At 67.2% G+C, this 15024-nt stretch carries 18 protein-coding genes and 1 pseudogene; 8 read left to right on the top strand and 11 right to left on the bottom strand.

Annotated elements, in window-relative coordinates; translation table 11 throughout:
* Positions 1 to 68: 68 nt before the first annotated feature.
* Positions 69 to 680: an MspA family porin gene (locus ON33_RS08250; protein WP_040857440.1), complete on the top strand. Its 612-nt coding sequence runs from the start codon at positions 69 to 71 to the stop codon at positions 678 to 680.
* Between the two features lie 21 nt (positions 681 to 701).
* Here ON33_RS08250 and ON33_RS08245 read toward each other — a convergent pair whose 3' ends face one another.
* The 9 genes from ON33_RS08245 to ON33_RS08210 all read right to left on the bottom strand — a co-directional run bounded on the left by ON33_RS08245 (position 702) and on the right by ON33_RS08210 (position 8488).
* Positions 702 to 1541, bottom strand: coding sequence for a glycosyltransferase family 2 protein (locus tag ON33_RS08245; protein WP_040857171.1), 840 nt, complete (start codon positions 1539 to 1541; stop codon positions 702 to 704).
* Positions 1538 to 2932, bottom strand: coding sequence for a polysaccharide pyruvyl transferase family protein (locus tag ON33_RS08240; protein WP_040857169.1), 1395 nt, complete (start codon positions 2930 to 2932; stop codon positions 1538 to 1540). Before ON33_RS08240 ends, ON33_RS08245 begins: the two co-directional genes overlap by 4 nt.
* Before the next feature lie 146 nt (positions 2933 to 3078).
* Complete coding sequence (locus tag ON33_RS38060; protein ID WP_051151799.1) at positions 3079 to 4812, bottom strand: serine/threonine-protein kinase; 1734 nt, start codon at positions 4810 to 4812, stop codon at positions 3079 to 3081.
* Between the two features lie 71 nt (positions 4813 to 4883).
* Positions 4884 to 5426: a dihydrofolate reductase family protein gene (locus ON33_RS43175; RefSeq protein ID WP_040857168.1), complete on the bottom strand. Its 543-nt coding sequence runs from the start codon at positions 5424 to 5426 to the stop codon at positions 4884 to 4886.
* A gap of 30 nt (positions 5427 to 5456) precedes the next feature.
* Positions 5457 to 5648, bottom strand: a complete 192-nt coding sequence (locus ON33_RS42695) for a hypothetical protein (RefSeq protein WP_218001382.1) — start codon at positions 5646 to 5648, stop codon at positions 5457 to 5459.
* Positions 5649 to 5709: 61 nt separating this feature from the next.
* Positions 5710 to 5928, bottom strand: a complete 219-nt coding sequence (locus ON33_RS42690) for a hypothetical protein (RefSeq protein ID WP_218001381.1) — start codon at positions 5926 to 5928, stop codon at positions 5710 to 5712.
* A 77-nt stretch (positions 5929 to 6005) separates the two neighbouring features.
* Positions 6006 to 6701 (bottom strand): LmeA family phospholipid-binding protein, encoded by a 696-nt coding sequence (locus tag ON33_RS08220; RefSeq protein WP_040857166.1) that lies wholly within the window; start codon positions 6699 to 6701, stop codon positions 6006 to 6008.
* A gap of 123 nt (positions 6702 to 6824) precedes the next feature.
* Complete coding sequence (locus tag ON33_RS08215; RefSeq protein ID WP_051151798.1) at positions 6825 to 7745, bottom strand: alpha/beta hydrolase; 921 nt, start codon at positions 7743 to 7745, stop codon at positions 6825 to 6827.
* A gap of 218 nt (positions 7746 to 7963) precedes the next feature.
* A complete protein-coding gene (locus tag ON33_RS08210; protein ID WP_051151797.1) occupies positions 7964 to 8488 on the bottom strand; it encodes a hypothetical protein in 525 nt (174 codons plus the stop codon).
* A 653-nt stretch (positions 8489 to 9141) separates the two neighbouring features.
* Between ON33_RS08210 and ON33_RS08205 the strand changes: the two genes are divergently transcribed.
* The 7 genes and pseudogenes from ON33_RS08205 to ON33_RS44360 all read left to right on the top strand — a co-directional run.
* Positions 9142 to 9312 carry a hypothetical protein gene (locus ON33_RS08205; RefSeq protein WP_040857433.1) on the top strand — a complete coding sequence of 57 codons (171 nt, stop codon included), beginning with the start codon at positions 9142 to 9144 and terminating at the stop codon, positions 9310 to 9312.
* Between the two features lies 1 nt (position 9313).
* A complete protein-coding gene (locus ON33_RS08200) occupies positions 9314 to 9658 on the top strand; it encodes a VOC family protein (protein WP_040857165.1) in 345 nt (114 codons plus the stop codon).
* The gene (locus ON33_RS08195) at positions 9658 to 10512 is read left to right on the top strand and encodes a class I SAM-dependent methyltransferase (RefSeq protein WP_040857164.1); all 855 of its coding nucleotides are present in this window, start codon (positions 9658 to 9660) and stop codon (positions 10510 to 10512) included. Before ON33_RS08200 ends, ON33_RS08195 begins: the two co-directional genes overlap by 1 nt.
* A 239-nt stretch (positions 10513 to 10751) precedes the next feature.
* A complete protein-coding gene (locus ON33_RS41035; RefSeq protein ID WP_157184451.1) occupies positions 10752 to 10901 on the top strand; it encodes a hypothetical protein in 150 nt (49 codons plus the stop codon).
* A gap of 93 nt (positions 10902 to 10994) precedes the next feature.
* Positions 10995 to 11588, top strand: coding sequence for a PadR family transcriptional regulator (locus ON33_RS08190; RefSeq protein WP_051151796.1), 594 nt, complete (start codon positions 10995 to 10997; stop codon positions 11586 to 11588).
* Positions 11575 to 12522, top strand: a complete 948-nt coding sequence (locus ON33_RS08185; RefSeq protein WP_051151795.1) for a glycoside hydrolase family 5 protein — start codon at positions 11575 to 11577, stop codon at positions 12520 to 12522. The genes ON33_RS08190 and ON33_RS08185 overlap by 14 nt, the downstream gene beginning before the upstream one ends.
* Positions 12523 to 13330: 808 nt before the next feature.
* Positions 13331 to 13717, top strand: a pseudogene (locus ON33_RS44360) (AraC family transcriptional regulator ligand-binding domain-containing protein); the annotation flags it as partial.
* 189 nt (positions 13718 to 13906) lie between these two features.
* Here the strand turns inward: ON33_RS44360 and ON33_RS43170 are convergent.
* Positions 13907 to 14110 (bottom strand): hypothetical protein, encoded by a 204-nt coding sequence (locus ON33_RS43170; RefSeq protein WP_245550384.1) that lies wholly within the window; start codon positions 14108 to 14110, stop codon positions 13907 to 13909.
* 192 nt (positions 14111 to 14302) lie between these two features.
* A partial coding sequence (locus ON33_RS38055) for a hypothetical protein (protein ID WP_373281022.1) occupies positions 14303 to 15024 on the bottom strand: 722 nt, incomplete at its 5' end.

Genomic DNA, 15024 nt, shown 5'->3' with positions numbered 1-15024 from the left:
TCATCAAACACGCGTGGGCAATACGCAGCAACATCTGATGAGGGAATGGGAACATCATGCGCAACACCATGACTGCGCTCTCTCGGACCGCGATTGTCGCGGTCGCGGGCACCATAGGCCTGGTTCTGAGCGGCGGCGCCTCGTCGGCCGCCGTCGATGCCACCAATACGATCGTCGACCATCAGGGCCGGACGGTCCAGGCCATCTCCGCCGATACCAAGATCGATTTCGTGCCGCCGCTCGACGGCAACCCGCTCACCCGCGAGTGGTTCCACAGCGGCAAGGCCTGCTTCAAGGCCGATGTCCCGGCCGATGATCCCTGGACCGGCCACATCACGCTCGGCTACCAGGTCGGCTATCCGGCCACGCTGTCGGGCAAGCTCGAATTCCAGTACCAGACGCCCGGCCTCGAGCTCGAGATCGGCAGTGACCCCAAAGCCGATGTCTTCAACCTGATTCCGACACTGGGCGTGACCCTCGACGTCGGCTTCGGTCCCGGCATCCAGTCCGTGGACGCGGCCGGCGGCGATGTGTCCGGCACTGAGGGCTGCATCACCATGTCCGGCCTTCACGCCACCGTGTCCGGGGTGCTGGGCACCACCACGATCCGGCCGTTCGTGCGGTTGGTGAGCAGCACCGGCGACACCGTTGTCGCCTACGGGCCGCTCGCCAGTATCTAGCCGGTGCTGTCGAGAATGTAGTCAGTGCAGCAGGTCCGGGCGGCGCAATGCGGTCGCGACCGTCCGGACCCGCACTCGCTCGGCGGCGGCGCGCGCCAGCCGCCAGTCGCCGCCGAGCACCGCTCCCCGCCCGACGTACTGCGGGTACTCCGCACCCAGCCGATGATGGAAGCGCAGCATCTCGGTCAGTTTGGAGACCGTCGAGGTCTGGCTGCACAGGTTGAAACTCGAATTGCGCCAGGCGGCCAGGATTTCCGGCATGCCGTAGAAGTCGCCGAAGGCGCACACGCGAGCGAAGAGGTCCACATCCATCGGGAAGACCAGGTCGCCGCGGAAGCCGCCCACCCGGTCGAAGTCCTGGCGGCGGAAGATCGCCGCGGCGGTGGGGCCGAAATCGGCGGGGCCGCGGTGCACGATCGTGCGCATGAGGGCGCGGGCGTCGCGGCGGCCCAGCAGGTTCGGCAGGCCGAGATCGTCGTCCTCGACCGTGCCGTGCTCGTCGATGACCTGGAATTTGGATGAGCAGATGGCGATGCCGTTGTCGCCCATGATCTCCAGCTGCTGATCCAGCGCGCCGGGCAGCAGGATGTCATCGGCGCAGACCACCTTCACGAAGCGGCCCGAGGTCAGCGAGACGGCCTTGTTCCAGTTCTCGCCGATGGGCAGGGGTTCCGCGTTGCGGTGCACACGCACCCGGGGGTCGTCGAAGGATTTCGCGATGGCGCCGGTGTCGTCGGTGCTGGCATTGTCCAGGACGAGCACCTCGATATCGGTGTCCTGGTCCAGGATCGAGCGCAGCGTCGTCTGCAGGGTGCGACCGGAATTGTAGGCCGGAACGCACACCGAAAGGTTCTTCATCATTCCCCCTGACGTGGCTCGGCGGTTTCGCCGGGCGCGCCCTCACCTCCCGCCACGAGCCCGTACACCCGATCCAGACCCGCACGGCCGGCGTCGATCTGCTCAACTGCCTTCTGCTGCAGTGCATCCCGCAGTTCCGGCGCGGACTCCCACAACTGGCGGATCGCACGTGACAGCTCGGCGTCGAGGTTGTCCACATCCAGATGCACGATGCGCAGACCGGCTCCGGCCTCGCCCGCGCCGAACATGTCGGCCAGCCCATAGAATTTGTCGTCGTAGTACTGGGACGCTGTTACAGCCACGGCCGGAATGCCCTGGGAGAGCGCGAAAACCGCGAGGTGGTAGGCGCTGGTCACCAGGACCCGGCAGCGCGAGACCTGCCGCGCCACGTCCTGCGCGGTGCCCGCGCGCCCGATGACGGGCCGGGTGCTCGCCGCACCGGTCAGCAGGGGCAGCGTATGCCGGCGGTCCTCGTCGTCGTATTCGGAGATGATGAGCGGGGCCAGTGCGGTGTTCAGCTCGGCGGCCTCACGGCGCACCACGACCCCGAGGGTGTCGCGGGCCGAGTCACTCACCTTGGAATAGTCCGAAATACGCAGGCACAGGCCGAGATCGGTGCCGATGCAGGGCCGCCGCAGGCGGTAGGCGAATTCCACCGCGTCGTCACCGGTGACGAGGATCTTCTCGGCGGCGACGCCGAGTTCGGCCAGCAGTTTGGGACCGCGCAGACCCTCGCGCACGGCGATGAGGTCCGCGCCGGGCAAGACCTCGGCCGCGCGGCGCAGCAGGTGCGCGTCGCGCATGGGCCCCAGGCCCTGGCCGATCATGACATTGGGAATGCCTTGGCGCTGTGCGGCTTCCAGGAGATTGAGGGTGCGGTGGGCCTGGTAGAGATCGACGTCGGTCATGTAGCCGCCGCCCTGGGCGATGACGAGGCCGGCGTCCGCGAGCGCGGCGGGCACCGGCGGCAGATCGGGCATGCCGGTGGGTTCGGGTTCCCGCTCGCCGGTGGCGAGGACGTGAACCTCTTTGCGCGCCCAGTTCTTCGCGCCGCGCAGATAGTGCTTGGGCACCTCGGTGGCCGAGCGCCAGCGCATGGCCGCGGGCCCGATCACGTGGACGCCGGCGGCCTCCTCGAGTCGGCCCGCGAGACCGTCTCTGCCCCAGTGCCCACCGGAGTGAGCGGCCACGGGTTCGGCCTGCGGCAGGACGCCGCGCAGGATATGGGGTTCGTCGGTGAGCATGCCGATGCGGGCGTGCGGCCACCGTTCCCGCAGGCGCTCGACGGTCATCACCATCATGGCGATGTCGCCCCGATTGCGTAGCCAGTACTCACCATTGTCGACCAGTACCCGCATTGTCCCGGCACCGTCCCCCGCGCCAGAATTCCCCACGCTCGATTCCTTCCGACGCCCGCTCCGAGCACGAATCCGCTGCGAATCTATCGCACGATCAGTCCTCAGCGCTATAAGGAGCGGCGCCCGGAATGGTGCGAAATCGGTTCGGTCACAGAATCATCGGCACGGGCTGAACCGACCGGTCAGCTGGGAAAAAGCGGGCTCACCAGATTGCTGCACAGCCATTTCCCGTCCGCGTAGTCCATGGACAGGGTGATCTTCTGATGGTTGGTGGTGCCGGCCTTGCCCTGGGTGGAGTTGACCTGGGTGACGTCGACGGCGAGGTCGTAATGGGTGCCGCTGCCCGAGGTCACGGTGCAGGTCGCGTCGGCGGCCCGGGTGTGCTCGGAATCCTGCTCCAGCAGTAGCCGAATGGTCGGCAGCAGCGTCTGGGCCTCGGATTTCCAGGCACCGGTCGCGCCCGCGATCACCTTGGACTGCCAGTCGTCGCCATTGCCGTAGTCGTAGGTGGTCATGAGTTCGGAGTAGTCGCAGGCGGCCTTGGTGGCGGCCGCCTGGGAGGCGTCGCCGGCCACGGGCGGCTGGGAGATGGGGCGGCTGTTGCCGTTGCCGAAGTGGATTGCGCCCGTTCCGAATCCAGCGCCGAGGCCACCGGCCAGCAGGAGAGCGAGCAGGAAGGCGCCGACGAGGGCCTTACGGGCGCGGCGGTCCGGGGTCGACGAGGACGCAATGGCTACCGGGGTCCGGGCCGCATCGCCAGGATGCGGCATGGTGTCGACAGGGCGAAGACCGCTACCTGCCGGGCCGTCGTATTGCAGCCGCGGAGCAGTGAACGGAGCCTGGTCGTCGGGATTGAGCTGGGTCTCGGGCAGCGCGTACTGCGCATTGAGTGGTGTCGGCGGCTCACCGTACGAGACCGGTGCGGGCTGGGTGGGCATGCTGGGTTTGGTGATCGCGCCCGTGAACTTGCTCGGGTCGAAGCCCATCCGGGTCTGTGCCGCAGCGGAATTCGACGGCAGGCCGGTGCCCGGCCCGGCGGATCCGTCCTTGCGGACCTCTGGTCCCCAGCGGCCGGTGGTGGCCGTGAGCGCCTGCGCGGCGGCCGCGGCCAGTTCGCCGCAGCTGCCGAAGCGCTGGTCCCGGTTCTTGGCGAGTGCCCGGTCGATGACCGCGTCGAAGGCGGTGGGCACCGTGGTGTGCACCAGGCTCGGGCGGGGTATATCGGCGCTGAGGTGGGCTGCCACCAGCTGCGCGGTGCTCTCGCCCGGATAGGGCAGCCGGCCGGTGAGCATGTGGAACAGTGTGCAGCCCAGGGCGTAGACGTCGGCCCGATGGTCGGTGTCGCCGCGCAGTTCGAATTGTTCGGGGGCCGCGTATTGGAAGCTGGCATACATTTCGCCGGTCCGGGTCAGCGCGCTGGTGTGGTCGACGGCCTTCGCAATTCCGAAGTCCGCCAAATACACTCGCTGATCCGGTCCCCAGGCGAGCAGGATATTGGCCGGTTTCACGTCTCGGTGCAGCACTCCGGCCCGGTGTGCGTGGTCCAGTGCCCGTGCGGTCTCCCCGATGATGCGGACCGCGTGGTCGGGCCGGACCGGTCCGTCGCGCAGGATCGCCGACACGTCGGTGCCCTCGACGTACTGCATGGCCATCCAGAGGCGGTGTTCGTCATTGCCGCGCGCGTACACCGCGACGATGTTCGGATGCGACAGCCGCGCAGCGGTATCGGCCTCCCGCAGGAAGCGCGCCCGCACCTCGGAGTCGTCGGCCTTGCCGGAAGCCAAGAGCTTCAACGCCACCGAGCGCGGCAGATCCCGGTCCTTCGCGAGATAGACCTCCCCCATCCCGCCCACCCCGAGCAGCCGTTCAACGGTGTAGCCCGCGAAAACCTGCCCCTGCGCGAGTGTCCGCCCCACAGCCTGCCTACCTCCGACCACGTCGTGCCCGCCGATCACCGTAACCCAGATCCGACGGCGCGGCTCCGGCGTTAATCGCCGTGCTCGACCCGGAATCGGAGATCGGTGATCTGGCCGGAATCGTCGCAGCGGATCTTGCGCAGCCGCACCGGCACGGCCCCCTCGAACAGTCGCACGCCGGAGCCGAGCAGGACCGGCACCAGGTGCATGACGATCTCGTCCACCAACCCGGCCTCGAGGCATTGGCGGGCCATGTTCGCGCCGAAGATCCCGACGTCGCCCTCCCCCGCCGCGGCCTTCGCGGCGGCGACCGCCTCCGCGATGCCGCAGGACAGGAAGGTGACATCGGGATCGGGCGGTGCGTCCCCCGGCCGATGGGTGAGCACGAACATCGGCCCGGACCACATGCCGCCGTACAGTTTTCGATCGCCGGCGCCGGCCCGATTGCCCAGGTCGTATCCGCGCCGGCCGGACAGGACGGCCCCGGTCCGCCGCATCGCCTCCACCCCCAGCGGGCCCGCCGACCCGTGACCGAACATCCACTCCGTGGAGTCGTCCTCGGGTGCGATGAATCCGTCGACCGACATCGTGATGTGCCACAGCATCTGCGTCATGGGAATGGAGACGGGTCGCGAGCCGCGAACTCATCGGCCGCTGTTCATCGGCACGAGCATCCGGTCCGCGGGGCGCAGCGCCCAGGACGCGAGCACCAGCGCGACGATGCCCGCGGTGACGGTGAGATGCATGCCGGCGGCGCCGTAGTCGCGTTCGACCAGGTACGAGATGAAGGCTCCGGTCATGTTGAAGAACATTCCGGCGTAGGCCCATTCCTTCAACCGCGGGAACCCGGGACCAGAATCGCCGCGCTGCCCAGCACTTTCCACGTCGCGATGAGCGTCAGGAGGTAGGTCGGGTAGCCCAGGATCGTGTGGCTCTCGGGGTCCCGTACTGATGGGTGTATTCGCCGTATGCGCCGCTGACCATCATGAACGCCAGGCTGATCGTGCACGCCCAGTAGGCGTAGGTGCGAATCCGCCCGCGCGCGGCCGGGGTGGTGGTCTGGCCCGGGAACTGCTGGGTGATGGTGGCAATCGGTCTTCTCCTGTGGGGATGCACTCCGTGGTGTCATCTCCTCGACCAGCGCCACGCGGGAAATGTGACAGCGCCACCTCGACCGCGGGTCATCGGCGTTTCTACGACAGGTCGGAGAAGCGGACGGAGTGGGCGACCGCGGTGACGCGCAGCCCGTCGACGCCCGGCTGGATGGACGTCAGCTGCGCTCCGAGCGGCAGTCGCTCCAGCGGCACGGTGAAGGTGAGGTTCTGTCGCACCAGGGCCAGGGGAATCGCCGGCCCGCCTGCCGCGGCCTGGACCGAGACCGGCGTCACCTCGATGCCGTCCTGGGTCGGTGCGACGGTGACGACAACCGTCCCGGGCACCGACAGCCCCTCCACCGAGAACGTCCCGGTGACGCGTAGCCCGTCCGCGGCGTAGGAGATCGAGCCCACTCCCTCCGGCGCGAATTTCCGCACGTCGTCGTAGGGCACCAGCGCCGTCGCGGTCGCCGTCGCGGCAACCAGATTCGAGGTGCGGCCGTGCACCACGTCGCTCAGCGGTGCGGAGACGTCGTTGAGCGCGACCGCGAGATTATGGACGGAGATCTGCTGGTCACTCCAGTCGCCCACCTGGATGTCGATGTTCTGGAAAGTGCCGTCGACGGCCTGCGTCAAGAATGGGAAACCGCCGATCTCGACGCGCGGCTGGTTCGGAAGGTTGTACCCGGTGGCGATTCTGCGCCCGATCTCGTTCTGCGCCATCACGACCCCTACCCGGTCTCCGACGACCACCGCGATCGCCAGGAGCACCACCATTGTCAGTAACGCACGCATGCACTCACCCGTTCAGCCATCCCACCATCATGCTGGCGATCGGGCCCGTCCGCTGCCTCCGACCCGCCACTCGGTCATCGAATTCCAGGTCAACGCGGAATTCGGGTTCGTGTGGTCGGGTGGTTATTTCCCGGCCAGGCGTTGGGCGAGCCACGAATCGGCGTCGCGGAGGGCGGCGGCGGCCATGCCGGTCGGGCGGGAGGTGAAGTTGTGGGCGGACTCCGGGTAGACGCGGAGGTCCACTGCGTTTCCCGCTGCGGACAGGCGGGCTGCCATGGCCAGATTGTCTTCGAGCAGGAGATCGAGCGCGCCGACCATCAGCAGCGTCGGCGGCAGGTTGGTGAGGTCGCCGTAGAGGGGCGAGATGTCGGGGTCGGTGCGGTCGGCGATGTGGCCGGCGTATGCCTGGATGAAGTACTCGTCGCCGTAGAGTCTGCCGCCGGGCGATTGCCCGCTGAGGTCGTAGGCGCCGAATTGCAGGACGGCACCGGCGAATCGCCCGGCCAGGCCTCGGTCTCGCAGCCGCAGCAGGGTGGTCATGACCAGAGTGGATCCCGCTGACGCTCCGCCGATCGCCAGATCCGTTGTCCCGAACAATGACTCGGCATGGTCGAGGAGCCAGAGTGCGGCGGTTTCGCAGTCGTCGGGTGCGGCGGGCCAGGGATGCTCCGGGGCCAGTCGATAGTCGACGCTCACCACGGCTACTCCGAGCGCGTCGGCAAGTCGTGCGTTGCGGGCATCCTCGCTCGCCGCTGAGCCCAGGTAGAAGCCGCCAGCGTGGATCTCGAGACAGGCGGCTCGGATCCCCGCTTCCCGGGGAACCGTGACCCGCACCGGGACTCGACGGTCGCCGAGTTCGGCGGTGTACACGGTTGCCCGGCTGTCCGACGACGGGCGGGACACGGCCTGCCTGTCCCGCACCTGACGAAGTTCCTCGAAGGTGGCGGGACCGGCAACAGGTTTCGCGGACGCGTTGAACTGCCGGCTCTCCGCGACGTGAACGCCGAGCCTCTCATCGATGAGCCGGGTTAGTCCGATCTCCACAAGTCTCCTGCCCACAGCTGCTTAGAGTGCGGAACATTTCGACCACGGCGTCGGCGGCCGGGTCGCCGATGCGGGTGTAACGCTGGTGGTGCGCGATCTGGGCAGGGGTGGCCGCGGCGTCGGCCGCGGGCGGGAGCCACGCGGCGACGTTGAACGGGTACCCGTCGTGGAACAGCGAATCCGGCTGCGGCCCAGCCGGTGTCGTAGTGGTGCGCATGTCAGCGGGCCCCCAGCAGTACCGAGCTCAGGACTGTGGGACGCAGTAGCGCGGCGGGGGAGACCATCGACATGGTGTCGTGGAACGCCTTCGCGACCCGCGGGTCGGTGCTCGCACGGGCCAGCGCCCGGTCGAGGAACCGATGCTGGGCTTTCACGAGCACATTCGATGGGCCACCGACCGTGCTGGGGAAGCGGGCGTCTTCGGCGCCGGAGATCAGCCAGGCTTGCGTAGAGGCGGTGTGGATGTCTCGTCGCGCGGCGCGGGCGGCCGCGTGGCCGATCCCGTCGTGGGTCGCGACGGCGCGGGCCAGGGCTTGCGCGCCGAACGCGGCGACCGTCAAGCCCTGTCCATAAACCGGGTTCACCGAGGTGTTGGCGTCCCCGATGACGACCAGGCCGTCAGGGGAGTGGCGATGATAGTGGTGTCGCGCACTGGGTTTGGGCCGGAATCCGCGCACCGCGCCGGCGGGCTCGGCGTGGGTCAGGGCCTCGCGCAGCAGTGGGGACCGCAGCCGGCCCAGCATCGCCTCGAATCCTTCCTCCGGCGTCAGGTTCCAGTAGACGCGACCGCGACGGGCCCCGGGGTCAGGTCCAGATCGCGATCGCTTCGCGCGGCCTCTCGGCCCGTCCTGCGGGCTCTGCCCGAACGCGGGCGAAATCCCTACTGGCCCAAGCCCAGGCGCGCGGCGGGCCCGATCACGCGGCACTAACTGGGCTAACTGTTCAGAATGCGACAACTTGCGTCACCAGCGCCCGCTGATCCTGCTCACCGGGAATCACCCGCTGACATTCTGGTAGGAACTCTCATCTGCGACTCGTCACCCGAATGTCAGCAAAATCCGGATACACGCGGTGCCTCCTTGGGTGGTCACGGAGGTGATCCCCCCACTATCTGTGGACACCGCCACGTCCATCTACACGGCGCCGAGAACGCACTGTTCTGCCGCATACCGCGCCGACCGAACCGGCCAGCGCGGGGCATCGGAATCAACTGGCCGTGCCGATCCGAGGCCGGCGGAATGTCCACAACTGCCGAATGCAGCGCATTCGCGCCGACTCTGACGCCCGATACCGCACGCTAGCGATGTACCTACGTGTGACTCCGTCCTTCCGCACTGAGATGCCGACCGCTTAGCGAATGCCTCGGATAGCTTGCTAGCATGCTAGCATCGTGGATGTGGGCGACGAGGATGTGAAGCAGTTCAACATCTACCTGCCGATCGGGCTGATCAAGCAGGTCAAGTTTCAGGCGATCGAGTCGGGGATGTCGTTGTCGGCGCTGGTGGCCGACGCGCTGCGGGCGTACTTGGACGACACCCACCGACAGTCGGCACAGGGAGAGGATTGACATGACGACCCGAGGCATCGAGGCCGTGTTCCTGGAGACACACAACTGGGGAAAGACGGCAAAGTTCCTGCAGGACATGGGTTTCGAGATCGAGTTCGAGACCGGGCACAATTCGGGGCAGTTCCGCAACGAGACCGGGCCCTACGTTTTCGTCGCCGAGATCCCGCCGTCCGAGCCGACCCGGACCCGGCTGGTCCTTCAGGTCGACAGCGCTCGGAACCACCCCGGCGGCGAGGTCGACATCGTCTCCGAGTTCGAGCAGACGCATTACGGTACGCAGGAAATGGTCGTCCGCGACCCCGACGGACGGCTGTGGAACCTGCAGGCCCCACTGGACAAGCAGTGATGGCTGTGGCGAAATCGATTGCCGCCGAACATACCGCGGTCCGGGTCGCGCTGTGGCGGGCCTTGCATCTCGAAGTCGATTCTTCCCCGTACGTTTTCCGTGACGACATCGGTCTGCGGCTGGCGGCGCCGGACGACGGGTGGCGCAACCGTCCCGACATGGAACCGGGGACCACCGGGCCCATGCGCGCCGGTGTTCTGTCGCGCGCTCGCTTCATCGAGGATCTCGTCGCCGAGCAGGTCGAGCACGGCGTCGATCAGTACGTACTGCTCGGAGCCGGGCTGGACACCTTCGTCCAACGCCGACCGGACCTGGCCGAACGCTTGACGGTGTTCGAGGTCGACCAGCCCGGCCCGCAGGCATGGAAGCGGCAACGTCTCCTCGAGCTCGGATACGGCATTCCGGAGGGACTTCGGCTGGTGCCGGTCGATTTCGAGGTGGACTCCTGGTGGGAGCGACTGGCCTCCGCGGGTTTCGACCCACACCGTCCCGCGGTGGTCGCCTCGACCGGCGTCTCCATGTACCTCACCCGAGAAGCGAATACCGCTACCCTGCACGAGATTTCGCAGCTCGCACGTGGATCGACGCTGGCCATGACCTTCATGGTCCCGATCGAGACGGTCGGCCCCTCAGAACAGCGGATGCGCCGGTACGCCGAGCACGGTGCCCGCGAATCAGGCACACCGTTCATCAGCTTCTACCACCCCGACGAGATCCTGGCACTGGCCAAGGAAGCGGGTTTCGCCACCGCCCACCATGTTTCACCGGGTACCTTGATCGAGCGCTACTTCACCGGCCGCACCGACGGGCTTCGCCCGGCGGATTCCGAGCAGTTCCTCATCGCGACCTGTTGATGCACGTCATCGACTGGCGATGAGCAGCACCAGCTGTTCACCCCGGGATGCTGGCCGAGGTCACGGCTCTCTCGGCTGCTCGGTCGTGGTGGAGGAGTTCCCTCGACCGAGCAGCTGAACGGCCCGGAAAACAACGGATTTGACGTAATCCACTGGTAGAGAGTGGGTGTCATCGGTTGTCTCGTGAGATTGGTGTCAGCAGTTGGCCGCTGAGGTAGGTCGTCGGTGTGTTGTCGCGGGTGGATTTGGAACGGTTCTGCTACCTGGATGACGAGGATCGGCGGTTGATCGCGGCGCGATGCTCGGTGATCCCGAACGCCACGGACGACCGAATGAACACCATCGCGGTGTCGAATACCGATACCTCGCTGCTGACCAGCTTCACGTGATCGGTGAACCACTACGGCGACCCCCACTGGCTGTGGTGACCTGTCGCCACGTATGGTCGAATTCGATCAATCGAATTCGACTAAAGGGGGAGCATGCCGCCCAGGCCACTGTTCAGTCTTCCCGCCCTGGCCGTGCTGGGACTCCTGGCGGAAAGCGCGCGGCACCCGTATGAGATGCGAACCCTGTTGCGCGAGCGCGGGCTCGACCGCACTCTCAAGCTCAAGCACGCGACGCTCTACGACCTGCTGCCCCGGCTGACGGCGGCCGGACTGGTCGAGCAGGACGACCCGACGCGCTCCGGAAACCGGCCGGAGCGCACGGTCTACCGCATCACCCCGGCCGGGATCACTGCGCTGAAGACCGGGCTGCGGAAGGTGCTCAGCGATCCCACGCACGACGCGGCCGCGTTCGCCGCGGCGCTGGCGTTCATGTTCGCGCTACCCGGAAGTGAAGTGGCGGAACTGGTCTCGCGTCGCGCCGAGCGTATCGACGCCACCGTCGAGGAGGTCGAGGCCGGGCTCTCTGCCGCGTCGCACGTCGAGCCGGTCTTCCTCACCGATCACACCTACGCCCAAGCACTACGACGTGCCGAACGCGATTGGCTGCTCGCCTTCGCCGCCGACCTCCGCCAGGGCACATTGACCTGGCCTCTCGCCGATGAGGAGTACTCCGATGACCATTCATGACATCAACCGGCTGCTGGCCCGCACGATCAACGTGTGCCCGGACCTCGGGTCCGAGTTGGAGTCCGGCTACACCGTCGAGTTGACTGCACACGAATTCGACCTCTTCGGGCGGGCGGGGTTCTCCGCGGTCCGGCTGGGTGTGTACTGGGCGGCGCACTGCGGCGACGCACCCGAATTCCGTATCGCACCACAGGCTGTGGACCGCGTGCACACCTATCTGGACCTGGCGGCCGAACGTGACCTGGCGGTGGTGCTCACCAATTTCCTCGACCCGGACCTGATCGCGAACCCGACCCGGTACCTGCCGCGCCTGCTGTCTATCACCGACCAGGTCGCGACTGCGTTCGCCGACCGCCCGCGGTCGGTGGTGCTCGAGCCGTTCACCGAACCGCGTGATGCCCTCGACCCGCTGTGGAACGACACCCTGCGCGAGCTACTGGCCGTGATCCGCAAGACCGACACCGAGCGCGCCGTCGTCTTCGGGCCCGGCGCTTACAACAACATTCGCATGCTGCCCCAGTTGGCGCTGCCCGAGGACCCCGACCTGATCGTCACCGTCCATCAGTACTGGCCGATCACCTTCACCATGCAGGGCGAGCAATGGCTGGGTGCCGACACCCCGTTCGGCGATCCGCGCTCATGGCTGGGCACCACCTGGACCGGAACCGACCAGCAGCGCGGCGAATTGGCGGCGGGCTACGAGGGCCTGGCCGCATGGGCCGAGGCCAACCAGCGCCCCGTTTTCGTCGGCGAGTTCGGCACCACCGCCAAAGCCGACCCGGCCAGCCGCGCCTGCTGGACCGAGTTCAACAGGCGCCAAGCCGAAGAACGCGGGTTCTCCTGGGGCTGCTGGTCTTTCGCGCCCACCTTCGCCCTCTACGACCTCGAATCCCGGAGCTGGAATCAGCCGCTGTTACGCGCGCTGATGGACTGACAAGGTCGCGCCGATCGGTCCTTCGGCGCCTCGGGGTTGCCGGCTGGCAGGGACTCGGGACATCCGGGCTCTGACACGGTGCCGGTGATCGGGTGCGGAGGTCTGCGGGGAAGGCGGAGTCAACGGGCTGCTGCGGTGGTCGCTGCAGCCCGCGATCGCAGCTGCGGCCACCGCCATCGTTGCCATCGTGATCAAGGGTTTGGGCACGTATCGACCTTTCAGGGGGGTGCATCAATTTTGCTGCACCGCAATGGCTTTCGCAGTGTTGAAGATCAACTTCGGCACGAATGGTCGGATGCGATGGCACGCCCCTACCGGCGGCCGGCCCACCGGACGACTGGCGCTGCGGGGGCGCGCTGATCGTGGCCGATCACCCCGGCGTGTCGCTCGGGGAGATCATCGACGTTGAACTCGACGCAGCAACCTGCCGAGCCTGCTCGCCGAGCTCGCTGACCGCATGGAGTCGGTGATGGACAAGGACTGACGCGTTGGCGTTTCACCGCAGGGTGTGGGGATCGCCGGAATCTGCTGGCCGCCGAGAAGTTTCCAGTCATGATCGGGTGGCTGCGGGTTGTTCATCGGACCGAGATTCCTTCCTTGCTCTGTGATGCCTGAGATTTGATACTGGGCGACATGTCAACGATCCGTTCCGCCGCGCTGCGGGGGTTCCGCGCCACTGTGGCCGAGCTTGGTGGTGACGCGGACGAGCTTGCCGCGAGGGCAAGGCTCTCGCCGGTCGCTCTTGACAGTGACGACGTGACTCGTCTCGGACCTCGCTGTTGCCAGGGTCCTCGAGTCCGCCGCGCGGGTGCTGGACTGCCCGGATCTCGGATTACGGGTGGCCACGCGCCAGGATCTGGGATCGCCGGGTCCGCTGGCTTTGGCGATCCGGAACGCACCGACCGTCGCCACGGTGCTCGAATGCACGTCGCGGTACCTGTTCCTGCATGCCCAGGGAATGAGCATCGCAGCGGAGGCAGACCCCAACGGAGCACGAGGGGTGCTGGCTCTGCGATACGGGGTCTCGCCGGATGAGCGACTCGTCTCAGCACAAGGGATGGATCTGGGACTCGGCTTCGTTCATCGCGCCCTCGAATTCCTGCTGGGAGGCCGGTACGGGCTGCGGTCGGTGGACCGACCGTATCGACCGCGCGCGCCGATCGACCGGTACGAGCGGTTCTTCGGCGCACCGGTGCAGATCGCGCGTCCGGCGGCAATGTTGCGGGTGCCGCGCAGCATTACCACCCTTCCTCTGTCCGGCGCGGACGAGACACTGATGCGTTCGGCGTTGACCTTCTTGGCCGCTGATGCGAGCGTCTTGAGTCGATCACGCTCAGGAATAGTGCTCAACGCGACTCTTCGGCCAACTGGACCCCACAGGCCGTCACCCGGCCATGGTCGACGATGGTGTCGATGCGGGGGTGGTAATCGGGACCTCGATCATGTCCGGGAGCTGGCCGCCGCCGAGGACGGGTGCGGAGGTCTGCGGGGAAGGCGGAGTCAACGGGCTGCTGCGGTGCTCGCTGCAGCCCGTGATCGCAGCCGCGGCCACCGCCATCGCGGCCATCGTGATCAAGGGTTTGGGCACGTATCGACCTTTCGGGGAGGTGCACCAATTTTGCTGCACCTCAGAGGCTTTCGCGGCATCGAAGATCAACTTCGGCACGAATGGTCGGATGCGATGGCACGCCCCTATCGACGGAGGCCGGCCCACCAGACGACTGGTGCTGCGGACGTGTGCTGATCGTGGCCGACCACCTCGGCGGGCCGCTCGGGGAGATCATCGATGTTGTACTCGGCGGACTAACCTGCCGAGCCTGCTCACCAAGCTCGCCGACCGCATGGAGTCCGTGATGGGCAAGGACTGACGTGCCAGCGTTTCACCGCCGGGCGTGGGGACCGCCGGAATCTGCTGGCCGCCGAGAAGTTTCCATACGTGGGCGCGTTCGGCCGCGAGGTCGATCGGCTCATCGGCGAGGGTGTCGAGCAGGTGTTGGAGCGGCCAGGTGTGCAGTGCGCCGTAGCGGGCGGAGTAGAGGGCCGCGGTGTGGATGGCGAAGGTGTCGGTGGTGTCGAACAGCGCGTAGCCGATGATCTGGTAGATGTCGGTCAGCGGCAGCGAGTCCGATCGTTGCCCTGTCCTGCGGTTGGCTACGCCGAGGCGGGTTTTCACCTCGATCAGGACACCGTCCACGATGAGGTCGGCATCGGCGGCGCACAGCTTCGAGGCCGAGAATGTCGGGCCCAGGACCGCCACCGGCGTTGTGGCGGAGAGGAAGTCGGCCAGTTCGGCCAGCGCGAGCTGATACAGCGACCGGATCTCGGCGACGGCGTCGCCAGGAGCGAGCGTCAGCAGGTCCTCGGTGGTGAACCGGCCACTGCGAATCGGTTCGGCCAGCGGGGAATTGGGGAAGACGAGCGGATTGCGGTACAGCTCCGTGCACAGCGCCAACGCCCAGCACGCCCGCACGACGACCTCCACGGTGTCCTCAGGCAACGGCC

It is taken from the genome of Nocardia niigatensis NBRC 100131 (assembly GCF_000308655.1).
In the GTDB taxonomy this organism is placed as follows: Bacteria; Actinomycetota; Actinomycetes; order Mycobacteriales; family Mycobacteriaceae; genus Nocardia; species Nocardia niigatensis.
The sequence above is the reverse complement of the archived record's forward strand: the minus strand, read 5'-3'. Positions and strand labels throughout refer to the sequence as shown.

Bases quoted from the DNA above. Each gene is read 5' to 3' on its own strand.
- ON33_RS08245 (WP_040857171.1), bottom strand. From the start codon at position 1,541: ATGATGAAGAACCTTTCGGTGTGCGTTCCGGCCTACAATTCCGGTCGC.
- ON33_RS08220 (WP_040857166.1), bottom strand. From the start codon at position 6,701: ATGCGTGCGTTACTGACAATGGTGGTGCTCCTGGCGATCGCGGTGGTC.
- ON33_RS43175 (WP_040857168.1), bottom strand. From the start codon at position 5,426: ATGACGCAGATGCTGTGGCACATCACGATGTCGGTCGACGGATTCATC.
- ON33_RS08195 (WP_040857164.1), top strand. From the start codon at position 9,658: ATGGCTGTGGCGAAATCGATTGCCGCCGAACATACCGCGGTCCGGGTC.
- ON33_RS08250 (WP_040857440.1), top strand. From the start codon at position 69: ATGACTGCGCTCTCTCGGACCGCGATTGTCGCGGTCGCGGGCACCATA.
- ON33_RS08200 (WP_040857165.1), top strand. From the start codon at position 9,314: ATGACGACCCGAGGCATCGAGGCCGTGTTCCTGGAGACACACAACTGG.
- ON33_RS08190 (WP_051151796.1), top strand. From the start codon at position 10,995: ATGCCGCCCAGGCCACTGTTCAGTCTTCCCGCCCTGGCCGTGCTGGGA.
- ON33_RS08210 (WP_051151797.1), bottom strand. From the start codon at position 8,488: ATGCTGGGCCGGCTGCGGTCCCCACTGCTGCGCGAGGCCCTGACCCAC.
- ON33_RS08185 (WP_051151795.1), top strand. From the start codon at position 11,575: ATGACCATTCATGACATCAACCGGCTGCTGGCCCGCACGATCAACGTG.